The organism is Hymenobacter convexus, assembly GCF_030580955.1.
In the GTDB taxonomy this organism is placed as follows: Bacteria; Bacteroidota; Bacteroidia; order Cytophagales; family Hymenobacteraceae; genus Hymenobacter.
This window is the reverse complement of sequence record NZ_JAUQON010000005.1, coordinates 49,898-71,129: the sequence shown is the minus strand read 5'-3', so window position 1 is coordinate 71,129 and position 21,232 is coordinate 49,898. Positions and strand designations below refer to the sequence as shown.

The window sequence follows — 21,232 nt, the reverse complement described above, 5'->3', positions numbered from 1 at the left end:
TCACAAATCCGCCAATCGCAGCGTTTCGGCCAGGCGCACGCCCTTGTCGGTGTGCTGCACGGTGCAGGCTTCGTTGAGGGGGTCGTGCTCGAGCAGCAGCACCCAATTTTCATCGGCGGCGCGCCGCAGCACGGCTTCCTTCTCGGTCATGGTCACGAGCGGGCGCATGTCGTAGCTCATCACATACGGCAGCGGAATGTGGGCGGCGCTGGGCAGCAAATCGGCCATGAAAGCCAGCGTACGGCCTTTGTATTCCAGCAGCGGCACCATCATCTTCTCGGTGTGCCCGTCGGCCATGATGATTTCGCGCAGCTGCGGCAGCGCATCGGGCACGCCCCCGTGCAGGTCGATGAATTTCAAATGCCCGCTTTCCTGAATGGGCAGGATATTCTCCTTCAGAAAGCTGGCCTTTTCGCGCGGGTTGGGCGCCACGGCCCAGTCCCAATGCGCTTCATTGCTCCAATACGTTGCGTTGGGAAAGGCCAGTTGCAGCACGCCATCGGGCCGGCGCTGCACCGAGCCCCCGCAGTGGTCGAAGTGGAGGTGCGTCAGAAAAACATCGGTGATGTCGGCACTGGTGAAGCCCAGCTTGCGCAACGATTTCTCCAGCGTGTCGTCGCCGTGCAGGTAAAAATGGCCCCGGAATTTCTCGTCCTGCTTCTCGCCAATGCCGTTGTCGATGAGCAGCAGCCGGCCGCCGTCTTCCACCAGCAGGCAGCGCATGGCCCAGGTACACATGTTGTTGGCATCGGCCGGGTTGAGCTTTTGCCACATGCTTTTGGGCACCACGCCAAACATGGCGCCGCCGTCGAGCTTAAATAAGCCGGTATCGAGGGGATGAATGGTCATTTATCAGTAAGCAGCTGTCAGTGAGCAATGAACAGTTGTCAGGAGTCTACTGAACAACACTGTTCATTGCTCACTGACAACTGTTCACTGAGTTTTACTCCACCACCACGCCCATTGCCGAGAACTTGTCAATGCGCTGCGAAATCCGGTCTTCGGCCGGAATGGCGGCCAGCTCCTTCAGCGTCTTGAGCAGCGTCGATTTCAGGGTTTCAATCATCGCCTCGGGCGCCGTATGGGCGCCGCCCAGCGGCTCTTTCACGATGCCGTCCACAAGGCCCGCGTTTTTCATATCAATGGCCGTGAGCTTCAACGCCTCAGCCGCCTGCTCTTTGTAGTCCCAGGAACGCCACAGGATGCTGCTGCAAGACTCCGGCGAAATCACTGAATACCAAGTGTTTTCCAGCATCAATACCCGGTCGCCGATGGCAATGCCTAACGCCCCACCGCTCGCGCCCTCGCCGATGATGACGCACACCACCGGCACTTTCAGCATAAACATCTCTTTCAGGTTGCGGGCGATGGCCTCGCCCTGCCCCCGCTCCTCGGCCTCCAGGCCCGGAAACGCGCCGGGCGTATCAATCAGCGTCACCACGGGCACATTGAATTTCTCGGCCAGCTTCATCAGGCGCAGGGCCTTGCGGTAGCCCTCGGGGTTGGGCATGCCAAAGTTGCGGTACTGGCGCTGCTTGGTGTTGTGGCCCTTTTGCTGGCCGATAAACATGACCGTTTGGCCCCCAATCTCGCCGAAACCGCCCACCATCGCCTTGTCGTCGCCCACGGTGCGGTCGCCGTGCAGTTCCACAAACTTGTCGGCCATGCCCTCAATGTAGTCTAAGGTATAAGGCCGGTCGGGGTGGCGCGAGAGTTGCACGCGCTGCCAGCGGGTAAGGTTGGCGTAGGTTTCCTTTTTAAGGTCCTTGATGCGTTTTTCCAGTGCCGCTACGGCGGCACCTACTTCCACGTCGCTGTCGGCAGCGAGTTTCTGCATTTCAAGAAGCTTGCCTTCGAGGGCAGCAATGGGTTGTTCAAAGTCGAGAAGCATGGAGCGTCGAGGGCTTGGCAAATGAGTGGGAAGGCGAAAATAGCGGACGAAAGTGGTCTAAACGGGATTTGCGCCCATTGCCACTGCCCCCAAATACCGTTTGCACGGCGGTTGACAAAGGTAAAACATCCGTCGTTGCGGCACGGCGCAAAAATTAATGTTCCTGAGAAACAACCCTCAAGCTTAAGGAGGACAGTTTTTTTCAAGAAATATTGGCCCCAGGTTTGCAGGGCGCGGTTTTCCTACCCTACCTTTGTATCACCAAAACGGAAAAGCACACGGCTTCTCCACCAAGGCAAACGGTTTGGTAGTTCAGTTGGTTAGAATGCCGCCCTGTCACGGCGGAGGTCGCGGGTTCGAGTCCCGTCCAGACCGCTACCGTTTGCTAAAAAGGCCATTTCCTCCTCGGAAATGGCCTTTTTTATTTTACTGCGGCATTTTCTGTGGTAGAGTGACCCTAATTTGAGACGTATTTGGCCACCGTGCTGGGGGATATGGCCAGGGTCCGGGCGATGTAGCCGTTGGACTTCCCCTCCCCTTTCAGGGCCCGTGCCTGCGCTACCACCGCTGCCGCTTTTGTTGGTGCACCAAGTTTGGCGCCGGCGGCCTTCTTCTTGGCCAGCGCCGCCTTGGTGTTTTCCGAAATCTTAATCAGGTCCTGGGCCGCGATGGTGGCCAGCATCGAGACAATCACGTCGCCGAACGGGCCGAGGCTGTCGAGGTAGGGCTCAGTAAAGGATTTATAGTTGACCCCGTGGTCGCGCAGCTCCTTCAGGTACTTGAGCGTGGGCAGGGCGCCTTCGCGGCTGAAGCGGTCCAGGCGCCAGAACACGACCAGGTCGAATTTCTTCTGGTAAGTTTCGAGTAGCAGCTGTTTAAATTGACTGCGGTCAGACTTGCCGCCCGACACCTCCTCGGTGAACACCTTATAGATAGTACCATGCTGCTCGGCAAACGCCCGCAGTTGGTGCAGTTGGTTCTCCGGGTCCTGGCCTTTATCGCGGGTCGAAACCCGAGCATAGATAGCTACTCGCATGGTCGAAATTACCAACTAATGCCTAGTAGCTTTATATCACCGTTTTCCTGAACTTTGGAAGGGTTACCACAATAAGTAGCCATGTCAAATCCTTTACACGGACATTTATTCAATTACCTTCCGCTCCCTCATACTCCTCTGCTATGTTCCTCCACCTGCTTATATCCTTCTGCTTGTACTGGGGTCAGTTTGCGACTCCACCACGAGAGCAGGCACCAGCTTTCCGGCTCCAGGACGTAGCGGGCAAGGCCGTGGCTTTACAGGACTTTCGGGGCAAAGTCGTGTACCTGGATTTTTGGTTTAGCGGGTGCGGCCCCTGCTTAGCTCAGGCGCCGGCTGCGCAGCGCTTAAATCAACGCTTTAAGGGCAAAGACGTGGTATTTCTCTACATTTCCACCGATGCAGTGGTGGAGACGTGGCGCGCCAGCATCGTGTCGCACAAGCTGGACGGTCCCAACACCGTGCACTTGCTCGACCCCGAGGGGCGGGCCTTTCGGGCCTATCGGGCGCAAGGGTATCCTACTTATTTCTTAATTGGCCGCAATGGCGAGCTGCTGCAACGCGCCGCGCCACGGCCTTCTGCGGGACGGACCATAATCCGGGCCATCGAGCAGGCACTAGAGGAGAAGACAGCACCGAATTTAAAATAAAACGCGAGCAAATAGAACGCTCGATTTCCTAAACTCTTCCAACACCCTAGCATAAGGTGACCCAAAGGCTGCTGCATCACTGGCAGAGTTTAAGAAACTCGTCTACGAATCAACGTTTACGAAACGCACGTAGGCGATGAGTTTCGTGAACTCCGAGCCCTCCAAAAAACGGTGTCAAAAAACGGCCCGGAAAACCTGCGTTTCCGGGCCGTTTGGGCACTTGGCAAAACCCTCCAGAATACGACCGTATTTTGGAGGGCTGGAAATTCACGAAGTTCATCGCCTACGTGCGTTTCGTAAACGTTGATTCGTAGACGAGTTTCTTAAACTCCGCCAGTGATGCAGCAGCCTGTTTACAACCTTTTACTTGGGTATTAGAAAAATTTAGGAAATCGAGTATTAACAGCAAAAAATCAAATATATAATTACCAGCCCGAGCCAAAGCATATTAATGTTAACAGCCTAATTTTTAACTTCAAGCCCCACTTGCAGTAATACCAATGTTGGCTGCTAGCGTTATTCATAATTGAAAGAATCTACCTTTTCCCTTTATTTACCCTCTTCTTACTTTGGAAAAAGACATAATTTGAATCTAAAGTTTTGCTGTATTGAGCAATTCTACTTTTAAAGAATGATACAAAAACTCGTTCACGTAACTAGATTTCAAAATTTAATTCCAATGCTTTAAAAACACTTCGAATGCTGTCACATTCACACTGCGTCGATACCTCAAATATGAAAACTGTTTTATACAAAAAAAGCTCACTAATACGAGTAAGCTCCCAATTAAAGCCATTCGATAATTCCCCCTTTACTCTTACCAAAATCATTGCAGCACTTTGCATCAATTCAAAGGCTGTTTTCTGCCATACTTCATTAGTGCAATAGAGACGATAGGCACCAAAATTCAAGTCTTCCCAAGTGGGCTTGCCAATTGCTACAAAAGGGCCTATTACTTCTGCCATTTCGCAAAGAGACTGTTCAAAATTAAATTCAATGGATGATGTTTTTATTGGCTCCAAATTTTTGCCAAATGTTGTGCCTTTCACCGAAGTTTCAAGCATATTTAAGCGTTTCTCATGTGTTATCACTTTTGCTCCGTCTATGGCAAATGGACGCAAATAGAGCACAGGAGCAACATTTGCTTGCAAAGCTTGTTTATATTTTTGGTCTCTTTCATCTTGTTCATGTCGATTTTTATTGACAATTTCTCTGTATGGTCGTGCTTTAATTTCATTTATTATTGAGATAACAAAAGGAATAATCACATAATATAAGAAGTAAAATGCGGCCAATGAGAATAAACTCCTAGCAAGATTACTTGTTAGAGGATTATATTCTAGTAAAATCGCATTAAAACATATCTGAAGCATAGTCATGTTAATTCTATTTATAGAAATTCAAACAATTTTTCTAAATGCTTGAGTGATTCTCTGCACTTGCAGCCAATATTCCGATTGCCGCTATTGCATGACACCATAAGTGGCGGCAATCCAACCATAGCTTTATACTCAGTGGCGTAATGTGCACCCTAATTGGGTTAATGCACTATTCAGCGTTTCATACCGACTTTCGTCAAGGGGAGAAGCCAGGCGGGGGCGTTGGACCACGTGTGTAATAATTCTATACTCAATTTAATAAATTTTCAACAAAATGTACCTGTTCAGCTTAGATTTCTTTTTTGAACGCTTTCCGACACCTACCAAAAGGCTCCGAAAACGCAGATTTTCGGAGCCTTTTTTCAGGGAGTAATTTGAACACCCGTTTTACTTCCGGATGCCGTTCTCCAGCTGGACCTGCTTGCGCTCGGACTGACCCGCCTCCGGCGCGGCCAAGTCGAGGTACACCGCCAGCCGGGCCTGCCAGCTTTTCACGTCGGCCAGTTGGGCGGTCTGCTGCTTCGACTGGTCGAGCAACTGCAGCACCGCCGCGTAGAGCAACTCGCCGTCCGACTGCGGCGCGGCCGCTGCCGCCGGCAGCGTCGCCCCGCCGGTGCCGGTGCCCTCGGCGTAGCCGCGCAAGCGCTTGGCTTCGAGCCACTGCTCGACGGCCGCCACCTGCGGGTCTTGGCGCATCCACTTCGGCACCACGTACTCGTCCTCGTGCACGAGGCCGGCCACGGCGAAGCCCGAGTTGTCCATCAGCTTGCCGTTGGAGCCGATGGCTATGCCCGACATTTCCATCAGCGTGCCCATGGGCGAAACGGCCATGCCCCCGCCCTGGGCCTCGCCGCTGCCCATCATCATGCCGCTGCCGGTGCGCCCGCCCTTGGCGAAGCTGAACTCCTGCAGGCGCGTGAGGCCGTACACCGTGCGGGCCACGGCCAAGGCCGTCTGCACGCCGCCGATGACGGCGCAGGCCACGCCGCCGGTCACGCCGTTGAGCGGGTTCTCGGCCGAGTAGCGCCAGATGGAGGCCACTTCCTGCACGCCGTCCATAATGATTTTAGCCCCGGACAGGGCGGTATAGAGGTTATGGTGCTTCTTCCGGGCCGCTTCGCCCTGAAACAGAATGTCGATGGTCGTCTGCAGCACGTCGCCAGCGGTTTTCACGCTGAGCAGTTGCGTTTCGCGCTTGGCTTTTTCCCGCTTGTCGGTATCGGCAATGACCTGCTTGTTGTGGTCCTTCTCCAGCGCCAGCAGCTCCTTATTGGTGGCCAGGTAGAGTTTGCTGGTTTTGCCGGCATAGGCTTCCTCCAGCGCCAACTTGGCCTGCAGGGAAGCGTGCTTAGCGTCGTAAATGTATTGGTCGTACTGCTTTTGGGTTTCCAGTCCCTTTTCGAAGTTTTCAAGAAACTTGGCTTCCCGCTCCTGCTCCGCGGCATCTTCGTCGGCAATCTGCCGCTCGAAATCTTCCTTTTTTTGCTTATCGGCGGCGTCCTGGTACTTGGCCGATAATTCCTGCAGCTTGCGCTCCCGCTCCTCGTTGATGGCCACGCGCTGGTCTGTCATCTCCTGCTCCGTGCCGACGACCAGGGCGGCCTTGCGTTGGGCATCGAGGTTGATGCGGGCTATTTCGCGCTCCCGCTGGTCGGCAATGGTCAGGATGTGGGCATCCTCCAGTGCCTCCGCCTGTTTCACCAGTTCTTTCAGCGCATCGATGCGGGCCTTGGCAGCTTTGTCGCGCAGGGCCTGGGCCTTGCGCTCGGCCGCCTAGCGGGCTGCATTGGCTTTTTCCGACTCGCCGGCGGGCTCCTCGCCCCCACCGGTGGGCACGCCGCCAGCGCCCGCTGTCGACTCGGTCGTTTCCACCCGCACCGAGCGGGTGATGTGGTTGTTTTTATTGGCCTCGTAGCTATCCATGAAGGCTTTGGCGGCCTTCTGCCCACTCTCCAGCGCCAGGTCGGCCGTGCCGGCCAGCGAGGACTTGAAGCCGGCGGCAATCTTGTTTTTGTCGAGGGTGAAAATGCCAATCAGGATATCGCCCACCCCGCCCAGAATCTTCAGCGCGTAGTCCTTGACGGTGGTGAACACGCTCACAATCATCGCCCCGAGGCCGCCGAGTACGCCGCGCAGCATTTCCGACTTGTTGTACCAGGTAATGAAGCCGTCGATGATGCCGTGCATGACGGCCGCGCACACGCGCAGCGGCGCCACCAGCAGCGTGATGGCCCCCTTCAGGAAATTGGCCACCGACACGGCCGAGTCGCCCTTCTCCTCGAACAGGCCCAGCCCGTCGACCAGGTCGCTCACGTCGTGCCAGAGGTTGACCACCTCGCCGCCCAGCTCAACGAAAATGTCGACGATGGGCTCCGCGTTATCGAGCACGCGGCCGAGCCATTGGCTGAGCTTGCTCAGGCCCTCGCTCACGAAGTCGCCCACGGTTTCCTTCATCTCGCCCCAGCGCATCGAGAGCGTGGCCATGCCGCCGGCGGCTTTGCGCGCCGCCTCGGCCGAGCCCCCGAACTCCTTGTTCATCTCGGCCAGAATCAGCTTCTGAGCGCCGGCCGTGTTGCCGGCTTTGACCATGGCCGCAATCTGCTCCTTTTGCTGGTCGGTGAAGGTGACGCCCACCCGCGTGAGGGCCGTGATGCCCTTCACCGGGTCGTTCAGAGACTTGCCCAGCTGCACGGTGGCGCCCTTCATGTCGGCCGGGCCATCGCCGCCCATCTTGGTGGCTAGGTCCTGAATGGCGGGAATCGCGTCTTCGAACCCCCCTTTTTTGATGTTCGTGAACGTGAGCAGCATGGCACTGGCCCGGTTGGTTTCGTCGTCGTCGAAGAGCGTCACCTTGGCCCGCTCCTGCCCAATGCGCTGAATCTCGTCGGCCGTCAGCCCGGCCGCGTGGCCGGTGCTTTGCAGGGTCGCCGTCAGGTCAGCGGCACTTTTGGCGCTGGCCAGGGCATCCTCTTTGGAATCCTTCAGGAAGCCCCACACCTGCTGCACCACGCCAATAATGCCCCCGCCGGTGAATAGGGCGAAGGCATTGGCGAAGGCCTGCTTCATCACGCCGGCCGACTGGCTCACGCCGGTCACCTCCGCTTTGACTTCAGCAATTTTGCCCTTCAGGGCCTAGTAGTCGGCCACGAGCTTGGCCCGGCCGGGGTCGTCGGCCGAGAGCCTGCGCAGCTGGTTCCACAACACGGCCGCGGCCGCGTCCATCTCCTTCACGGAGGCATTGGCTTTTTGGCCGTTGACGATAATCTCAACGACTCTTTCTTCTTTTGGCTGTGCCATCCCTACGGTTCTCCTTCACGTTAATCCCCTCCAAAGCTCCGGGGACTACCATACCGAAAAAAGGACACCAAGCAGGTTACCTTATAAGTTAATCTGTACCTCGGTCACCACCTGCGTATTGGAGGCAATGGCGGCCACCAGGGTGCGGCCCGTCAGCTCACTCATTAGCTCGCCCAGCCGGTGCTGTTCGCGGGCCAGCTGCTTGGTGCGCCACTTCTTCTGCTTGCGCACGTGGCGGTGCAGCTTGCCCGATTCGTTGCGCAGGCGCCGGAACTCGGCCGTTTCCTTGCGCACGCCGGCGCCCATGCCCCGGCCCACGCCCAGCTCGACAAACACGCCCTGCACCGCGTAGGCCAGGCGCAGGCGCATCATGTCGCCGCCGGCCTGCTCGGCCAGCCAGCCCCGCAGGCTGCGGCGCAGTTCCTGGCTGCTGCCAATCTTCTGCTTGGTCAGGTTCTGGCCCCACTTCTCGACGGTGAACTTCAGCCAGTCGAGCGCCAGTTGGCGCTGGTTAGCGGGAAAGGCCTGGCTGGCAAATTCGACTTCCTGGCTCATAGCAGTTCCTGGTAGGAAAAGGTGGCTGTGCGCAGACGCGAGCCGACGCTCACCTTCAGGCTCACCTTCTGCCAGAGCTGCAGGTGAAAATCAACCAGCTCCTGGCCGGCCGGGTCGAGGGTGAGCAGGTCGGCGATGCGGAAGGGTACCTCGTACTCGGCCGGCACGGCCCGGGCCCGGAAGTCGAGCCAGGGCTTATGCCACTGCTGGTACAGGCCCTGCGGCCCGGCCCACTGCAGGGAATAATCGCCTACACTGGCTCCGTTGTAATCAACGGTGCCCGGGCTGAGCAGCCGGTAACTATTGCCCTCGGAGAGAAGATACCGCGGCCGGGCCACGTAGTCGGTGGCCAGCACGTAGGTGCGCCGCTCGGTCTGGGCCACGCCGGCGGCGTTGCACACCCACACCTCCCAGCTGGCCACCGGGTTGAGCAGGTTGCTCAGGCCCAGCTGGGTGAAGCCCGCCGGCAGGCAGTACACCTCGAAGCGATACACGTTGTTCACCGTCGCGGCCAGCAGCTGCCCGCTGGTGCCGTCGGCGTAGTGCACGCGCACCTGCAGCTGGAAGCTGGCCAGGGCAAACGAGTCGGGCATGAAGTACAAGTACTCCGGCTGGTCGGCCCGCACGGCCTTGAAATCGGGTTCCTAGGTGAGAAACGGCTTGGCCCCGGCCTGTTAGGAACTGAACCAGGTGCCGGCGGTCGCTTCGTAGAAGTCCAGCCCGCCAAACACGACGTAGTGCTGGGCCTGGTTGCTGAGCGGGGCGGCCACGGCCGGCGTGCCGAACTTCTCGGCGTAGCGGAAGTAAAACCGCCGGAATAGGCAGTCGGCCCGGCTGGGCACGGCCTGGTTCAGGTCGGGCAGGTGGTCGGTGAGGTAGGCGTCGAGCAGCTCTTGGGCGTCGAAAACGGTGCGGCCACTGCGGTCGGCCGGCTGCTCCTGGGTGGGGCCCACCTGCACGAAAGTGCCGCTCCGATACACTTCCTCCACCCACACCTCGCACACGAAGCTCAGGTTGGGCTTGATGGTGGGGTCCAGGCGGTAGGCCGGGCCGGCGTCGAGCGAGAGCGTGACCGGCTTTTTACTCCAGTAAAAGCGGTAGGGGTCGATGGTGACCGTAACCTCGCGCGTGGTGCCGCGGCTGTCGGTGACAATGCAGGTGTAGGTGCCCACGCCCAGGGCCCCGCGCGTGCCGGTGGTCGGGCCGTCGTTCCATAAATACGTGTAGGGCCCCACGCCCCCGCTGGGCGTGAGCGTGACGTTGTTGTCGGTCAGGGCCACGAGCACGTCGAGGCGGGCGTCGGAGGCCACCACGGCCACGGCCACCGTGCTCGCGCCGCTGGCGTCGGTCACGGTGCAGGAGTAGGTGCCGGCGGCCAGGCCCGTGCGGCCGGCCGTGAGCGGGGCGCCGGCGTCAGCCCACAAGTAGGTGTAGGTGCCCACCGTGCCGTTGCTGGCCACCAGCGCGATGGCGCCGGTGCGCGTGCCGAAGCCGCCGGTGTTGGTCACGGCCACGGCCACGAACACCGGGCGGATGGTGTTGCTGAGCGCGGTGAGCCAGCTAAAGCCGGTGCTGCCGTTGACATACACCGGCGAGCACACCGGCAACTGAAAGTCGAAGGCCGGGTCGTAGGCCGTGGCGGCGATGTTGACGCCGGCCACCACGGTGGACGCCAGGCCGGAGCCCATCACGTTACGCAGCGTGTAGGCCGAGTCCAGGCCCAGTGCCTACAGCTCGGCCAGCACGGCGGCCCCGAACGAGGCCACGGTGAAGGGCTGCAGGTCGGCCGCGTTGGCATTGGCCGTGGTCAGGATGGTAAAGCGGCGGGGCGTGTTCAGGGGCACGGCCGAGCCCGAGCCCAGCGCGCCGGTGAAGCGCCGGTACTGGCCGCCAAGCCACACGTCCACCCACGAGCCGTCGCTCAGGTTGGCCTGGGTGACGTAGATGGTTTGATTCGCTAACCGTTCGCCGGCCATCAGGAAGAGAATTTAGCGGGGTTGTAGGTCAGGTCCACGGTGGCGCTCTCGGCCCAGGTGAAGTTCATGCGCACGCCCACGTGGCCGCCGACCCCGGCCTCATTAACCTCCAGTCCACCATCGAGGTGAACTACTGGTGTCAGGCCCTGAACTGCACCGAAACCCACCTGCGCAACGCCATGCTAGCCGTGGGCCCGCTCGCGGCCGACGTGCGCGCCTACCTCAGCCGCTGAGGCAACCAGAGATGCTTGCGCAACGGCAAAATGCTGTTACCTTGCCCGCCCTTTCCACCTGCTTTTGTTGATTGCCAGTAAGCCCACGTGCAAGGGTGCGGCACGTCCTTCGCAGCCACCGGTTCCTTTTCCACATTTATCGCATGCAAACAAACTTACCCCTATTTCTAGGTGGAGCATTACTCCTGCTCGGCCTTTCGCCCGCCGCCGCCCAAACAGCGCCGCCCATGGCGCCCTGCGGCACCCGCTTCACCGACCTGCCTGCCGAGCAGCGCACCTTCCTCGACCAGGTCGAGCGCCAAACGCAGGAGTACGTGCGTGCCCAGCTCGCGCGCGAGGCGGCCAGCGCCAAGCAGCGCGGGGGCGCCGCGGCCCGGCCCGCCGCGGGCTATACCTACGACATTCCGGTGGTGGTGCACGTGGTTTACAGCACCGCTTCCCAGGCTTCCATCGCGGCGCAGAACACCGCCGTCAGCGACCAGGCCATCGCCCAGCAGCTGGCCGTACTGAACGAAGATTTCCTGCGCTACAACGCCGATGCCTCTAATACCCCCAGCGTGCACCAGGCGGCGGCGGCCAACACGCTCATTCACTTCACCCTAGCCGGGGCCGACCCCCAGGGGCACTGCAGCACGGGCATCGAGCGGGTGCCAACCTCCAGCGCCCCGTTCGTGTACGGCAGCTATTTGCCCACGGGCATGAAATACGCCCCCAGCGGCGCCAATGCCTGGGACCCCACCCGGTACCTCAACATTTGGGTCTGCGAGCTCGATGCCGGCCCCAACGCCACCCTGCAGGGTTTTGCGACCCTGCCGGGCCACCGCAACCGCTTGTCCGACGACGGCGTCGTGATTGACTACCGCTATTTCGGCCCCACCGTCAACCCCACCAGCCAGGGCCGGGCCGCGACCCACGAAGTGGGCCACTATTTTAACCTGCACCACATTTTTGGCGACCGCGAAATCATCGTTCGTCCCGGCAACAACTGTGCCGACGACCGCGTCAGCGACACCCCCCCGGTAGAAGGCACCATCTACCCCGACGGCGATACTAACCAAACCCCTTTCCCCAACGGCATTCGCCAAATCGCGCAGCTGCCCTGCGCCGCGCGCACGTCAAACTGCAACGGCCAGTTCACCTACGACATGTACACCAACTACATGGACTACACGCCCGGCAACTGCCAGAACTTCTTCACGGCCGGGCAAGCGTACCGCATGCAAGCCCTGTTGCAGCCGGGCGGCGCACGCGCTGGCCTGGTGAACAGCAACCGCACGCAGTTTTATCCCACGCCCACCAGCACGGTTCGGGACCCGAATACGGGCTTGGCCACCGCCTCCTTTTGCGGGCTGAACAAAGTCGAAATCCTCGCCACGCCGCTCGTGCCCTGTGCCTCGGCCACCAGTGCCGTTGTGAGCTACACGTTCACGCTCGAACCCGTTGATGCCAACGCCGAATTCGCGGACAACCACGACCCCCAAAGCGTCATTACGACCGATTTGACCAACCCCATGGCCACCGTCAACCTCTTCGACGGCGACTATGAAAAGCACGTACTGGTCACGGCCAACTACGCTAACGGCGACACCTCGCCGCCTAGCATCCAAATCCTCAAGCAGCACACCGGCCCCCCGGCCAATTCACCCGATGCCCCTTACGCGTTCCAGGAAGACGACAATTCGTGCTACTTCGGCATTTACATTCCCGTCACCAACGGCACCGACGACGTCGTTCTCCAAGCGGGCGGGTACCGCGCCACGTTGCCGGTGATGCCAACCGACCCCGGCCGGCCCACCCCGCCGCCCGTGCAGTTTCTGGCCACGATTCGGGCCCACGCCACAGACACCACCGTGCAGGTAACGGTTACGCCCCGCAACGTATGTGGCGCTGGCAAAACAACGACTTATTACGTGAGCATCCCGGCCGCTCCCCCCGGCTGCCGCCCCGAATACACCAACCGGAGCGCGCCGGTCGCTTCCACGCCCGCTTCCACGCCCGCCGTCACGCTGTATCCCAACCCCGCTACGCAGGAAGTGACTCTCAAATCAGCGTTGGCCGCCGGTTTCTCCGCCGGACAAATCCACACACCGATGGGGCTTGTGGTGAAAACCTTCCGCGTAACGAGCGAAAGCCCCACCATCCGGCTTGACGACCTGAAGCCAGGGCTTTACATCGTCGAATTGAGTGGAAAAGCCCGTGCGAAGCGTTATCAAATCAGCATCAGCACACGCTAAGCCAGGTGCCTGATTTATTGCAAAACGGGTAGGCTGCGGCCTGCCCGTTTTAATATCATCTCCCATGAAAATCACCCGCCAGCTCCGCTTCGACGCCCTGGCCGCTGACGGCACCGCTCCCATATAGCCCACAGCCTGCCCGCCTACAATTCCTACGGCCGTTTTGCGTTCAGAAGGCCTAACGTCACACCTTCCTTTTTTACCCGATGCGAAGCCTTCCTTTTCTCCTGCTGGCCGGCCTTCCCGTGCTGCTCGCCTCCCGGGCCCAGGCCCAAACCTCGTTCAGCATCGGCCCGCGCGTGGGGCTGAACGTGGCCACCTATCACTTTCCGGTTAAGCCAATTATTGGGACCATCGGCTACCGCCCGGGCTTCGAGGCCGGGCTGGCGGCCAACCTGGGAAGAGGCCATTTCGCGCTGCAAGCGGCCGCGCTCTATTCCCAAAAAGGGTTCACGCAGCGCTACACCGCCGATTACCGCACGAGCAATAACGTCTCGATGGGCACAGTTGACGCCGAGTTCCGCAACCGACTTCATTACCTGACCATCCCCCTCTCCTTCGCTTACACCCAGGGAAGCGACGGGCAAGGGGCCCAGGTCTTTGCCGGCCCCTACCTCGGCGTGCTGCTGGGCGGCCGCTACGAAACCACCGAGACGCCCCGGGATGGCAGTGAGCCGCTCACCTACGGAGGGGCCATTACCCCCATCAGCGGCACCGCCGCTGATTTCGCCTACCACGCCCAGCGCTTCGACGTCGGCCTGCAGGCGGGCCTGGGCTACCGCTACCGGAGCCTGCTGCTCCAGGCGAACTACAGCCTGAGCCTGCGCTCGCTGGCCGTCGGCTATTCGTACAACGGGGTGACAAGCAGCAATCCGGTGCATTACAACCGGGCTTTCCAGGGCTCGCTCACCTACCTGTTTGGCAAACAGGGGTAACTTGGGCAAGAAGTACCCGTCTGCTAAAAGCCCCGTCTGCTGCTGACTGGCGGGGGCCATCACCCTTATCTACTCGCTATGAAACCACGTCTGCTTACCATCCTTTCCTTCGCCACCGGGCTGTTGCTCAGCACCCTGGGCTGCTCCAAAAAAGACGACCCCCAGTCCATCGCCAACACCGGCAGCTATGTGAGTGACGGGCGAAAGGTAAGCTGCACGGCAACCGGGGGCTTTTACAGCAGCCTGGGGAACGATAACCTGACCTTCGACCTGGCGACTACGCCCCAGCCGCCGGCCGGCAAGGAGGTGCTCCGCCTGATTTACACCAAATCCGTCGCGCAGCCCACCTCGGACTACGCCCTCTCCCAGCTACAGTTGCTCAACAACGGCGCTATCAGTACCCTCTACAACGCGGATGCCTACACCCTGACTTCGCACAGCGACGGCACCTTCTCCGGTACCTTCTCCAGCGGCACCAAGTACCCCAACCCGGGCACCGCGGCGCCCATCCTCACCGGCGGCGTCTTCAGCCGCGTTCACCCCTGACCACCGCGCCCAGGTCGCGGCCACGCGGTGAATTACAGTTTTGCCAGCAGCCTTGCTACCTTGCCCGCCTATGGAAATCACCCGCCAGCTGCGGCTCGATGCCCTGACTAAAAAAGGCCTGGCCCCCATCCAGCTCACCTTCTGCTGGGACGGGCTGCGCCTGCGCCGGGGCTCGGGCGAAAAGTGCGACCCCAGGCACTGGAACGCCAAGCGCGAGGAAGTCAAGCCCGCGCCCGGCAACTTTGCCGCCGAGACCAACCTCGTGCTCGAGCGCTACACCCAGGCCGCGCAGGCCGCCTACCACGCCGCCGAGAACACCCGCCAGAAGCTGGACAAGGCCCAGATGAGCGCCGAAATCAGCCGCCGCTACGCCCTGCTCGCCGCCGGCCAGAAGGCCGCGGCCGAAGCGCCCGACGTACCGCCCCTGCCTCAGCTCGAAGCCCCCGCGCCCACCCTGCTCGACTACTACGACCAGTGGCTGGGCGAGCAGACCCGCAAAACCAGCCACAAAACCGGCCAGGGCCTGAGCAAGACCTACCTCGACAGCCTGGCCAACACGCGCGACGTGCTGGCCGACTTCGCCGCCCGCGACCAGCCGCTGAACTTTGCCGCCCTCGACCACGCCTGGTACGCCCGCTTCCGCGAGTTCTTCTACGAGGGCAAATGGGGCCACTCGGCCAACACCTTCGGCAAGCACGTGCGCCACCTCAAGTCCTTCCTGGCCTGGGCCGAGGACCGGGAGCTGCCCGTCAACCGCAAGTACCGCAAGTTCGAGGCCCCCGACGAGTACATCGGCGCCGACGCCCTCACCCAAGATGAGCCGCTGCGCCTGGCCGCCGTGGACTTTGCCACCGCCGAGGCCCGCGCCTACGTGCAGCAGCAGTTCGAGGCCCTCGACCCCGCCCTGCAGGCCCAGGCACCTGCCAAGGAGGGCATGCGCGTGAGCCAGGCCGACCCGCTGCGCGTGGCCGAGCGCCTGCGCCTGCTCGAGCGCGCCCGCGACAGCGCGCCCGCGACAAGGTGCTGCTCTGCTGCTACTTGGGCCTGCGCATCTCCGACGCCGACACGCTCAGCCCCCGCCAGATTCACGGCCAGCTCATCCGGCTCAAGGCCACCAAAACCCGCAAGGACTGCTTCATCCCCTTTTTCGACGACGATGTATTTCGCCCGGTGGCCCTCGTGGAGAAGTATGCCCCGCTGCACCTGCCCACCTGCCTGCCCGTCGTCTTCGGCCTGAGCGACTACCTGCCCCACGTGCAGCACCTGGCCGGCCTCACCCGCTTCAAGCTCACGAGCAAGGTGGGCCGCAAAACCTTCGTTACGCTCAAAATTGCCCAGGGCGTGCCCCGGGCCCAGGTCATGCAGGCCACCGGCCACCAGACCGAGGCCAGCTTCAACCGCTACCTGGGCGTGGTCGAGGAGGAGCCACTGGCCTCCTTCCGCAAAACGGCCCGCACGGTGGGGAAGCAAGCGCCGGGGGCAGTGTCGGATGCTGCTTGAGGCTGGCCGTTTTGGCACTTAATTGCGGCTCTACTTATCCCCCTTGATTCCATGTTCACCACACACGCTCCCAAACTCCTCGTCCTGCTCCTGGCCCTGCTCATCACTGGCGGCATCCTCGCAGCCAAAGCGCCGGCTGAGCCCAAGCAATACGAATACGTGTCTATTATTTACCAGGACGGCCAGTTGTACGTTACAACGGGGGCGGAGAAGTTTGAAATAAGTGAAGCCAAGCCCAACGGCAAGACCAGCGTTCGTAACCTGACGCCCGTCCTGGGCAAAATAGCCAGCCTTGAAGCCCAGGGCTACGAATTGGTTGAGAATACCCTAGCCTATCCCGCCTATTCCTATACACTGCTGAGAAAGCTCAAATAAGCCCGTTCTGTGGCAAAAACCTGTGGCACGGGCGTGCGCAATCTCGCCTACCGCTGCCACAGCTCACCACGCAAACCGGCGATTCCAGCCAATCAGGCCCGTTTTATCAAGCGTGAACAAGCCACGTTATGCGACTAGACGTCCCGTCCAGACCGCTAACATTTGCTAAAAAGGCCATTTCCAAGGAGGAAATGGCCTTTTTTATTGCTCAAACAAAAAGTGACATTTTAGTCTCGCTGTTTTCTGCACGCACAGAATGGTCGACATTCTTTTTACACAGTTACCTGTGCCACTGCACGATGCCCAAATGGCAGGTTTTGACTAAACTGCCATTAGGAAAAGACCTGCTTCAGCAAGTAGGGACAACTTCCTAGCCTTACTCCCCCGCCGACCCGGGTTGCTGATAATTTTCCCTACCCAATGCGGCGGCCTGTTGTACCAGCGCGCGGAATTCAGCACGGCCCCCATCCACATCCGGCCCGCCGGTGGTGCGCGCCAGCTCGTTGGTGCTGGCCCAGGTGGCCGCGCCGGCGTAGCGAGAGCCCCGTAACAGCAGCCCAAACTGTGCCACTGCGGCAGCCCAGCGCAGGTTTTCGGAAGCCTGCGCTATTGGTTCGCCCAGCCGGACGCCGCGCACGGGCAGCGTGAGCAGTTGGCTGGCGCTGCCTTGCGGCTCCTGGTAGCGCAGCTTCACGGTGAGCAGTTCGGGGCTGGCAGACGCGGCACGGGCGGGGACCTGGTATTTTAGGGCGTCAACGGAAGAGGTACCGGTGGCAGGCGCGCCCACGGGCACCACTTCGTAGAGGGCCGTCACCTGTTGGCCGGTGCCCAGTTCGCCGGCGTCTTTGCGGTCGTCGTTGAAGTCCTCGGCGGCCAGGAGGCGGTTTTCGTAGCCCAGCAGTCGGTATTCGCGCACCAGGGCGGGGTTGAATTCGACCTGAACTTTCACGTCTTTGGCCAGGGTGAAAAGCGTGCCGCCGAACTGCTGCACCAGCACGCGCCGGGCCTCGCTGAGTTGGTCGATGTAGGCGTAGTTGCCGTTGCCCTTGTCGGCCAGCAGCTCCATTTTACTGTCCTGCAGGTTGCCGGCCCCGAAGCCCAGCACCGACAGAAACACGCCCGATTCCCGCTCCTTCGTGATGAGCCGCTCCATGTCGGCATCGCTCTGCTCGCCCACGTTAAAATCGCCATCGGTGGCCAGAATAATGCGGTTGTTGCCGCCAGGGCGCTGATGCTGCCGGGCCAGCTGGTAGGCCAGGCGCAGGCCTTCACCGCCGGCCGTAGAGCCCCCCGCCTCCAGTCCATCGAGGGCGCGCAGGATGGTTTCGGGCTCGGCGCCTGAGGTCGGCGGCAGTACCACGCCGGCGGCCCCGGCATACACCACAAGGGCCACGTAGTCCTGGGGCCGTAGCGACTCGCGCACCAGCAGCCGCAACGATTCCTTCAGGAGCGGCAGCTTGTCCGGGTCGTTCATAGAGCCCGACACGTCGAGCAGAAACACCATATTGGCCGGCGGCAGGTTTTCGGTGGCGACTTGCTTGCCCTGCACGCCTACCAACACCAGCTGGTGGGCGGGGTTCCAGGGGCAGGCGGCCACTTCGGCGTTCAACGAGGCGGGGCCGGTGCGCGGCTGGGGGTAGTTGTAGGGGAAATAGTTGATAAGTTCCTCCAGCCGTACGGCGTCGGGCGGGGGCAGCTGGCGGTTTTGGGTCAGAAAGCGGCGCACATTGGCGTAGGAAGCCCGGTCGACATCGATGGCAAAGGTGCTGAGCGGGTTGCGCGCGGCAGCCAGAAAAGGATTTTCGTGGAGCACCGCGTAGTTCTCTCGGTTTCCGAAGGTTGAGTCGGCAGCCCTGGGGTCGGGGGTTGCGGGCGCTTCCGCGAGGTCCGCATCCGGGGCAGGTGGTACGGCGGCGCGTCTGGTGACGTCGGTTGCCTCCATCTTTTCGGTTGAATATTGCTGGCAGGCGGGCAATAGGCACGCGCCCCCCAGCAGCCCCCACAGGGGCAGCAAGCGGTTGAGCTTCATGAGGAAAGAAAATAAGGGGGATGAAAGGGCCCTCCGACGGGCGGGGCCTGTGCTGCGCCCCGCCGCAAGTCGCGACTTTGCAGGGGGGCGGGCTGGGGCGCACGTTTCTTCGCGACGAAACGCAGCGGCAGTCCGACAGGCCCGGCCGGCCGCAATAGGCCGGGTCCGGAGGAGGAAAACCCAGGCAGCGCTGCCTGTACCCTATATACCAGCACCTGGACCAAGGTAACCCATCGAATAACTAGCCGGGCCCAGCGCGTGAACAGCGCCGCCGCCTGAGGTCTGGCTCCGCTCTCTATTCCTTCTGTCTTCCAACTCATTTCAATCGATGGAATCTAACCATCCGGCTCAAACTCCAACGCCAAAACACGACAACAAATCTATCTTTCCCGTATATAGAAGCTCTACATTAACTATTCCAGACTATGCGCTACTCCCCTCTCCTTCCGCTGGCTTTTTTGCTGGGCTGCGCCACCGCCGACCAGCCGGCGACCGAAACGCCGGCCACCACGAGCACCACCACCGTGAACCGAGCCTTCGATGTGCCGGCCCTGCTGGGGCTGAACGCCAATGAAATTGCCCGACCCCTGGCCGGCCAGGGCATTCGGCCCGACCAGAATACCATGTCGCAAAACGGTACTTCCGGCACTTCCGAAACCGTGAATACTTATTGGCACGACTCCACGGGGCTGGATGTGAGCTACGACCCCGCGACGCTACGGGTCAACAGCTTTTTTGTGAAGCCCAAATCCGGTCACACGTCGAACTACGAAACGCTGCTGAAGCTGGCCAACGTGAGCCGCTACGACAAGCGCTGGAGCATCGAACCCATTGCTACCGTCGACAACCCGCAGCTTTACACCGGGGTAAAGCTGACCCCGCAAACGGCCCCCGCCGCCGCTCAATAAGCACAAAAAAAGGCCGCTTCGAACGAAGCGGCCTTTTTTTTGTAGGAGAGCCAACAGGTTAGGCGGCGATGTGCAGCCACTCTTTCTTCTCAAGCAGGCGCTCGCGGGTTTCGCGCATGTCGGGGTCATCCACGCAGCAGTCGACGGGGCACACGGCGGCGCACTGCGGCTCCTCGTGGAAGCCCACGCACTCGGTGCATTTGTCCGACACAATGTAGTAGTACTCATCCGAAACCGGCGTTTGGGGAGCGGTGCCCGATACCGTGGCGCCGTCGGCGGTGGTCACTTCTTTTAGCGTGGTGCCATCGGCCCAGCGCCACTGGGCGCCGCCTTCGTAAATCGCGTTGTTGGGGCATTCCGGCTCGCAGGCACCACAGTTGATGCACTCGTCGGTTATCATGATGGCCATGGGGCGTCGGGGGGTCTGGAAGTGATGGGGAAACCAAAGCGGTTCGGGCAGGCTTTACGTAAAATGGGCGGCCCGCGCCGGTCTTTGGCCCAACAAAATTAACCAACGACGGCGGGCTTTGCACGGTTTCGCCCAATTTTGCGGTCAATTCCTGCCTTTCGGCCCCAATGCGCCGCCGGGTTGCCATTTCTTCTTCATGAATCATTCCGAACGACTGGCCGCTTTTGTGGCCCTGGGCCACCACCTCGCTTCCATCTCCGCCGACGAGCTTACGTCGCTGGCGGCCCGCGCCCGCAACCAAAACGCCTGGTTCGACCGGCCCAACGTGACGGCCGCCGTGGCCGGCATCGCGCACCTGCTGGCCGAAGAACCTTTGCGCCGCTGGGCCGGCCGCTACCCCTCGGAGCCCACCACCGTGCACAAAATCGGGGTGGTGATGGCCGGCAATATCCCCATGGTGGGCTTCCACGATGTGCTGTGTGTGCTCCTCAGCGGCCACGTGCTGCTGGCCAAGCTCAGCGCCGATGATACCGTGCTGATGCTCTGGCTGCTGGAGGAGCTGACGAAGCTGGAACCACGCTTTCGCGAGTTCATTCAGGTGTTGCCGCGCCTTAATGCGGCCGACGCTTTCATCGCCACCGGCTCCGATAATACGGCCCGCTACTTTGAATATTACTTTGGCAAAAAGCCCCACCTCATCCGCCGCAACCGTACCAGCGTGGCCGTGCTCACGGGCCAGGAAAGCGCCGAGGAACTGGCCCGGCTGGGGCCCGATATTTTCCAGTACTATGGCCTGGGCTGCCGCAATGTAAGCAAGCTGTACGTGCCCACCGGCTATGATTTTGTGCCGCTTATGGATGCCCTGCAGCCCTTCGAAAACGTGCTGCACCACCACAAATACAACAACAACTACGACTACAACAAGAGCATCCTGCTGGTGAACCGGGAGCCGCATTTCGACAACGGCTTCTTCCTAATTCGGCCCAGCGAGGGATTGGTTTCGCCCATTTCGGTGGTGTTTTACGCCGCGTACAGCAGCGAAATCGACCTCGTCGACCAGCTCACCGACATCGCCGCCCAAACGCAGTGCGTGGTGTCGGCCGGGGCGCGGTTTGCGGGCAGTTTGCCATTTGGGCAGGCCCAGCAGCCCGGCGTGAGCGAATACGCTGACCGCGTGGACACCATGGAATTTCTGGCTGAATTGCCTTAGAATTTTCCGCCAAAAAATTAGACGGTTGCGGTTAAAACAACGTTTAGGTGGGTATTCGAAAGCACCCGA

The 21,232-nt window shown here is 60.6% G+C and carries 23 protein-coding genes and 1 tRNA gene; 11 read left to right on the top strand and 13 right to left on the bottom strand.

What is annotated here, in order from left to right:
• Together Q4S41_RS12005 and Q4S41_RS12000 are read right to left on the bottom strand one after the other, a co-directional pair.
• Nucleotides 1–849 (bottom strand): MBL fold metallo-hydrolase, encoded by an 849-nt coding sequence (locus tag Q4S41_RS12005; protein ID WP_305031365.1) that lies wholly within the window; start codon nucleotides 847–849, stop codon nucleotides 1–3.
• Between the two features lie 94 nt (nucleotides 850–943).
• Entirely contained in the window at nucleotides 944–1,891 is a 948-nt protein-coding gene (locus Q4S41_RS12000) for an acetyl-CoA carboxylase carboxyltransferase subunit alpha (protein ID WP_305031364.1), read from the bottom strand.
• Between the two features lie 301 nt (nucleotides 1,892–2,192).
• Here Q4S41_RS12000 and Q4S41_RS11995 point away from each other — a divergent pair.
• Nucleotides 2,193–2,266 (top strand) — tRNA-Asp (locus Q4S41_RS11995).
• Nucleotides 2,267–2,348: 82 nt separating this feature from the next.
• Here the strand turns inward: Q4S41_RS11995 and Q4S41_RS11990 are convergent.
• Nucleotides 2,349–2,927, bottom strand: a complete 579-nt coding sequence (locus tag Q4S41_RS11990) for a recombinase family protein (protein WP_305031363.1) — start codon at nucleotides 2,925–2,927, stop codon at nucleotides 2,349–2,351.
• A 143-nt stretch (nucleotides 2,928–3,070) separates the two neighbouring features.
• Here Q4S41_RS11990 and Q4S41_RS11985 point away from each other — a divergent pair, with 143 nt between their 5' ends.
• Nucleotides 3,071–3,577, top strand: a complete 507-nt coding sequence (locus tag Q4S41_RS11985; protein WP_305031362.1) for a TlpA family protein disulfide reductase — start codon at nucleotides 3,071–3,073, stop codon at nucleotides 3,575–3,577.
• A 656-nt stretch (nucleotides 3,578–4,233) separates the two neighbouring features.
• On the opposite strand, the gene Q4S41_RS11980 is transcribed toward Q4S41_RS11985, so the two are convergent.
• The 8 genes from Q4S41_RS11980 to Q4S41_RS11945 form a co-directional block, all read right to left on the bottom strand.
• Nucleotides 4,234–4,845 carry a hypothetical protein gene (locus Q4S41_RS11980; RefSeq protein WP_305031361.1) on the bottom strand — a complete coding sequence of 204 codons (612 nt, stop codon included), beginning with the start codon at nucleotides 4,843–4,845 and terminating at the stop codon, nucleotides 4,234–4,236.
• 498 nt (nucleotides 4,846–5,343) lie between these two features.
• A complete protein-coding gene (locus tag Q4S41_RS11975) occupies nucleotides 5,344–6,657 on the bottom strand; it encodes a hypothetical protein (protein WP_305031360.1) in 1,314 nt (437 codons plus the stop codon).
• Between the two features lie 72 nt (nucleotides 6,658–6,729).
• Nucleotides 6,730–8,043, bottom strand: coding sequence for a hypothetical protein (locus Q4S41_RS11970; RefSeq protein WP_305031359.1), 1,314 nt, complete (start codon nucleotides 8,041–8,043; stop codon nucleotides 6,730–6,732).
• A gap of 45 nt (nucleotides 8,044–8,088) precedes the next feature.
• On the bottom strand, nucleotides 8,089–8,253 hold the full coding sequence (locus Q4S41_RS11965; protein ID WP_305031358.1) for a hypothetical protein: 165 nt from the start codon (nucleotides 8,251–8,253) through the stop codon (nucleotides 8,089–8,091).
• 81 nt (nucleotides 8,254–8,334) lie between these two features.
• Complete coding sequence (locus tag Q4S41_RS11960; RefSeq protein WP_305031357.1) at nucleotides 8,335–8,808, bottom strand: hypothetical protein; 474 nt, start codon at nucleotides 8,806–8,808, stop codon at nucleotides 8,335–8,337.
• Nucleotides 8,805–9,401: a hypothetical protein gene (locus Q4S41_RS11955; protein WP_305031356.1), complete on the bottom strand. Its 597-nt coding sequence runs from the start codon at nucleotides 9,399–9,401 to the stop codon at nucleotides 8,805–8,807. Before Q4S41_RS11955 ends, Q4S41_RS11960 begins: the two co-directional genes overlap by 4 nt.
• 81 nt (nucleotides 9,402–9,482) lie before the next feature.
• On the bottom strand, nucleotides 9,483–10,496 hold the full coding sequence (locus Q4S41_RS11950) for a SprB repeat-containing protein (RefSeq protein WP_305031355.1): 1,014 nt from the start codon (nucleotides 10,494–10,496) through the stop codon (nucleotides 9,483–9,485).
• Nucleotides 10,497–10,535: 39 nt separating this feature from the next.
• On the bottom strand, nucleotides 10,536–10,784 hold the full coding sequence (locus Q4S41_RS11945) for a hypothetical protein (RefSeq protein ID WP_305031354.1): 249 nt from the start codon (nucleotides 10,782–10,784) through the stop codon (nucleotides 10,536–10,538).
• Between the two features lie 80 nt (nucleotides 10,785–10,864).
• On the opposite strand from Q4S41_RS11945, the gene Q4S41_RS11940 reads away from it, so the two are divergent.
• The 7 genes from Q4S41_RS11940 to Q4S41_RS11910 all read left to right on the top strand — a co-directional run bounded on the left by Q4S41_RS11940 (nucleotide 10,865) and on the right by Q4S41_RS11910 (nucleotide 16,607).
• The gene (locus Q4S41_RS11940; protein ID WP_305031353.1) at nucleotides 10,865–11,017 is read left to right on the top strand and encodes a DUF3606 domain-containing protein; all 153 of its coding nucleotides are present in this window, start codon (nucleotides 10,865–10,867) and stop codon (nucleotides 11,015–11,017) included.
• A 143-nt stretch (nucleotides 11,018–11,160) separates the two neighbouring features.
• Entirely contained in the window at nucleotides 11,161–13,251 is a 2,091-nt protein-coding gene (locus Q4S41_RS11935; protein WP_305031352.1) for a zinc-dependent metalloprotease, read from the top strand.
• Nucleotides 13,252–13,457: 206 nt separating this feature from the next.
• Complete coding sequence (locus Q4S41_RS11930; protein ID WP_305031351.1) at nucleotides 13,458–14,186, top strand: porin family protein; 729 nt, start codon at nucleotides 13,458–13,460, stop codon at nucleotides 14,184–14,186.
• A gap of 78 nt (nucleotides 14,187–14,264) precedes the next feature.
• A complete protein-coding gene (locus tag Q4S41_RS11925; protein ID WP_305031350.1) occupies nucleotides 14,265–14,732 on the top strand; it encodes a hypothetical protein in 468 nt (155 codons plus the stop codon).
• A 70-nt stretch (nucleotides 14,733–14,802) separates the two neighbouring features.
• Nucleotides 14,803–15,969 carry a phage integrase SAM-like domain-containing protein gene (locus Q4S41_RS11920; RefSeq protein ID WP_305031349.1) on the top strand — a complete coding sequence of 389 codons (1,167 nt, stop codon included), beginning with the start codon at nucleotides 14,803–14,805 and terminating at the stop codon, nucleotides 15,967–15,969.
• Nucleotides 15,912–16,232: a hypothetical protein gene (locus tag Q4S41_RS11915; RefSeq protein ID WP_305031348.1), complete on the top strand. Its 321-nt coding sequence runs from the start codon at nucleotides 15,912–15,914 to the stop codon at nucleotides 16,230–16,232. The genes Q4S41_RS11920 and Q4S41_RS11915 overlap by 58 nt, the downstream gene beginning before the upstream one ends.
• Nucleotides 16,233–16,283: 51 nt before the next feature.
• A complete protein-coding gene (locus Q4S41_RS11910) occupies nucleotides 16,284–16,607 on the top strand; it encodes a hypothetical protein (RefSeq protein WP_305031347.1) in 324 nt (107 codons plus the stop codon).
• 376 nt (nucleotides 16,608–16,983) lie between these two features.
• On the opposite strand, the gene Q4S41_RS11905 is transcribed toward Q4S41_RS11910, so the two are convergent.
• Nucleotides 16,984–18,636 carry a vWA domain-containing protein gene (locus Q4S41_RS11905; RefSeq protein ID WP_305031346.1) on the bottom strand — a complete coding sequence of 551 codons (1,653 nt, stop codon included), beginning with the start codon at nucleotides 18,634–18,636 and terminating at the stop codon, nucleotides 16,984–16,986.
• A gap of 425 nt (nucleotides 18,637–19,061) precedes the next feature.
• Between Q4S41_RS11905 and Q4S41_RS11900 the strand changes: the two genes are divergently transcribed.
• Nucleotides 19,062–19,544, top strand: a complete 483-nt coding sequence (locus Q4S41_RS11900; RefSeq protein ID WP_305031345.1) for a hypothetical protein — start codon at nucleotides 19,062–19,064, stop codon at nucleotides 19,542–19,544.
• A 58-nt stretch (nucleotides 19,545–19,602) separates the two neighbouring features.
• Here Q4S41_RS11900 and Q4S41_RS11895 read toward each other — a convergent pair whose 3' ends face one another.
• Complete coding sequence (locus tag Q4S41_RS11895; RefSeq protein WP_196288402.1) at nucleotides 19,603–19,953, bottom strand: 4Fe-4S dicluster domain-containing protein; 351 nt, start codon at nucleotides 19,951–19,953, stop codon at nucleotides 19,603–19,605.
• A 196-nt stretch (nucleotides 19,954–20,149) separates the two neighbouring features.
• On the opposite strand from Q4S41_RS11895, the gene Q4S41_RS11890 reads away from it, so the two are divergent.
• Nucleotides 20,150–21,163 (top strand): acyl-CoA reductase, encoded by a 1,014-nt coding sequence (locus tag Q4S41_RS11890; protein ID WP_305031344.1) that lies wholly within the window; start codon nucleotides 20,150–20,152, stop codon nucleotides 21,161–21,163.
• Nucleotides 21,164–21,232 lie beyond the last annotated feature (69 nt).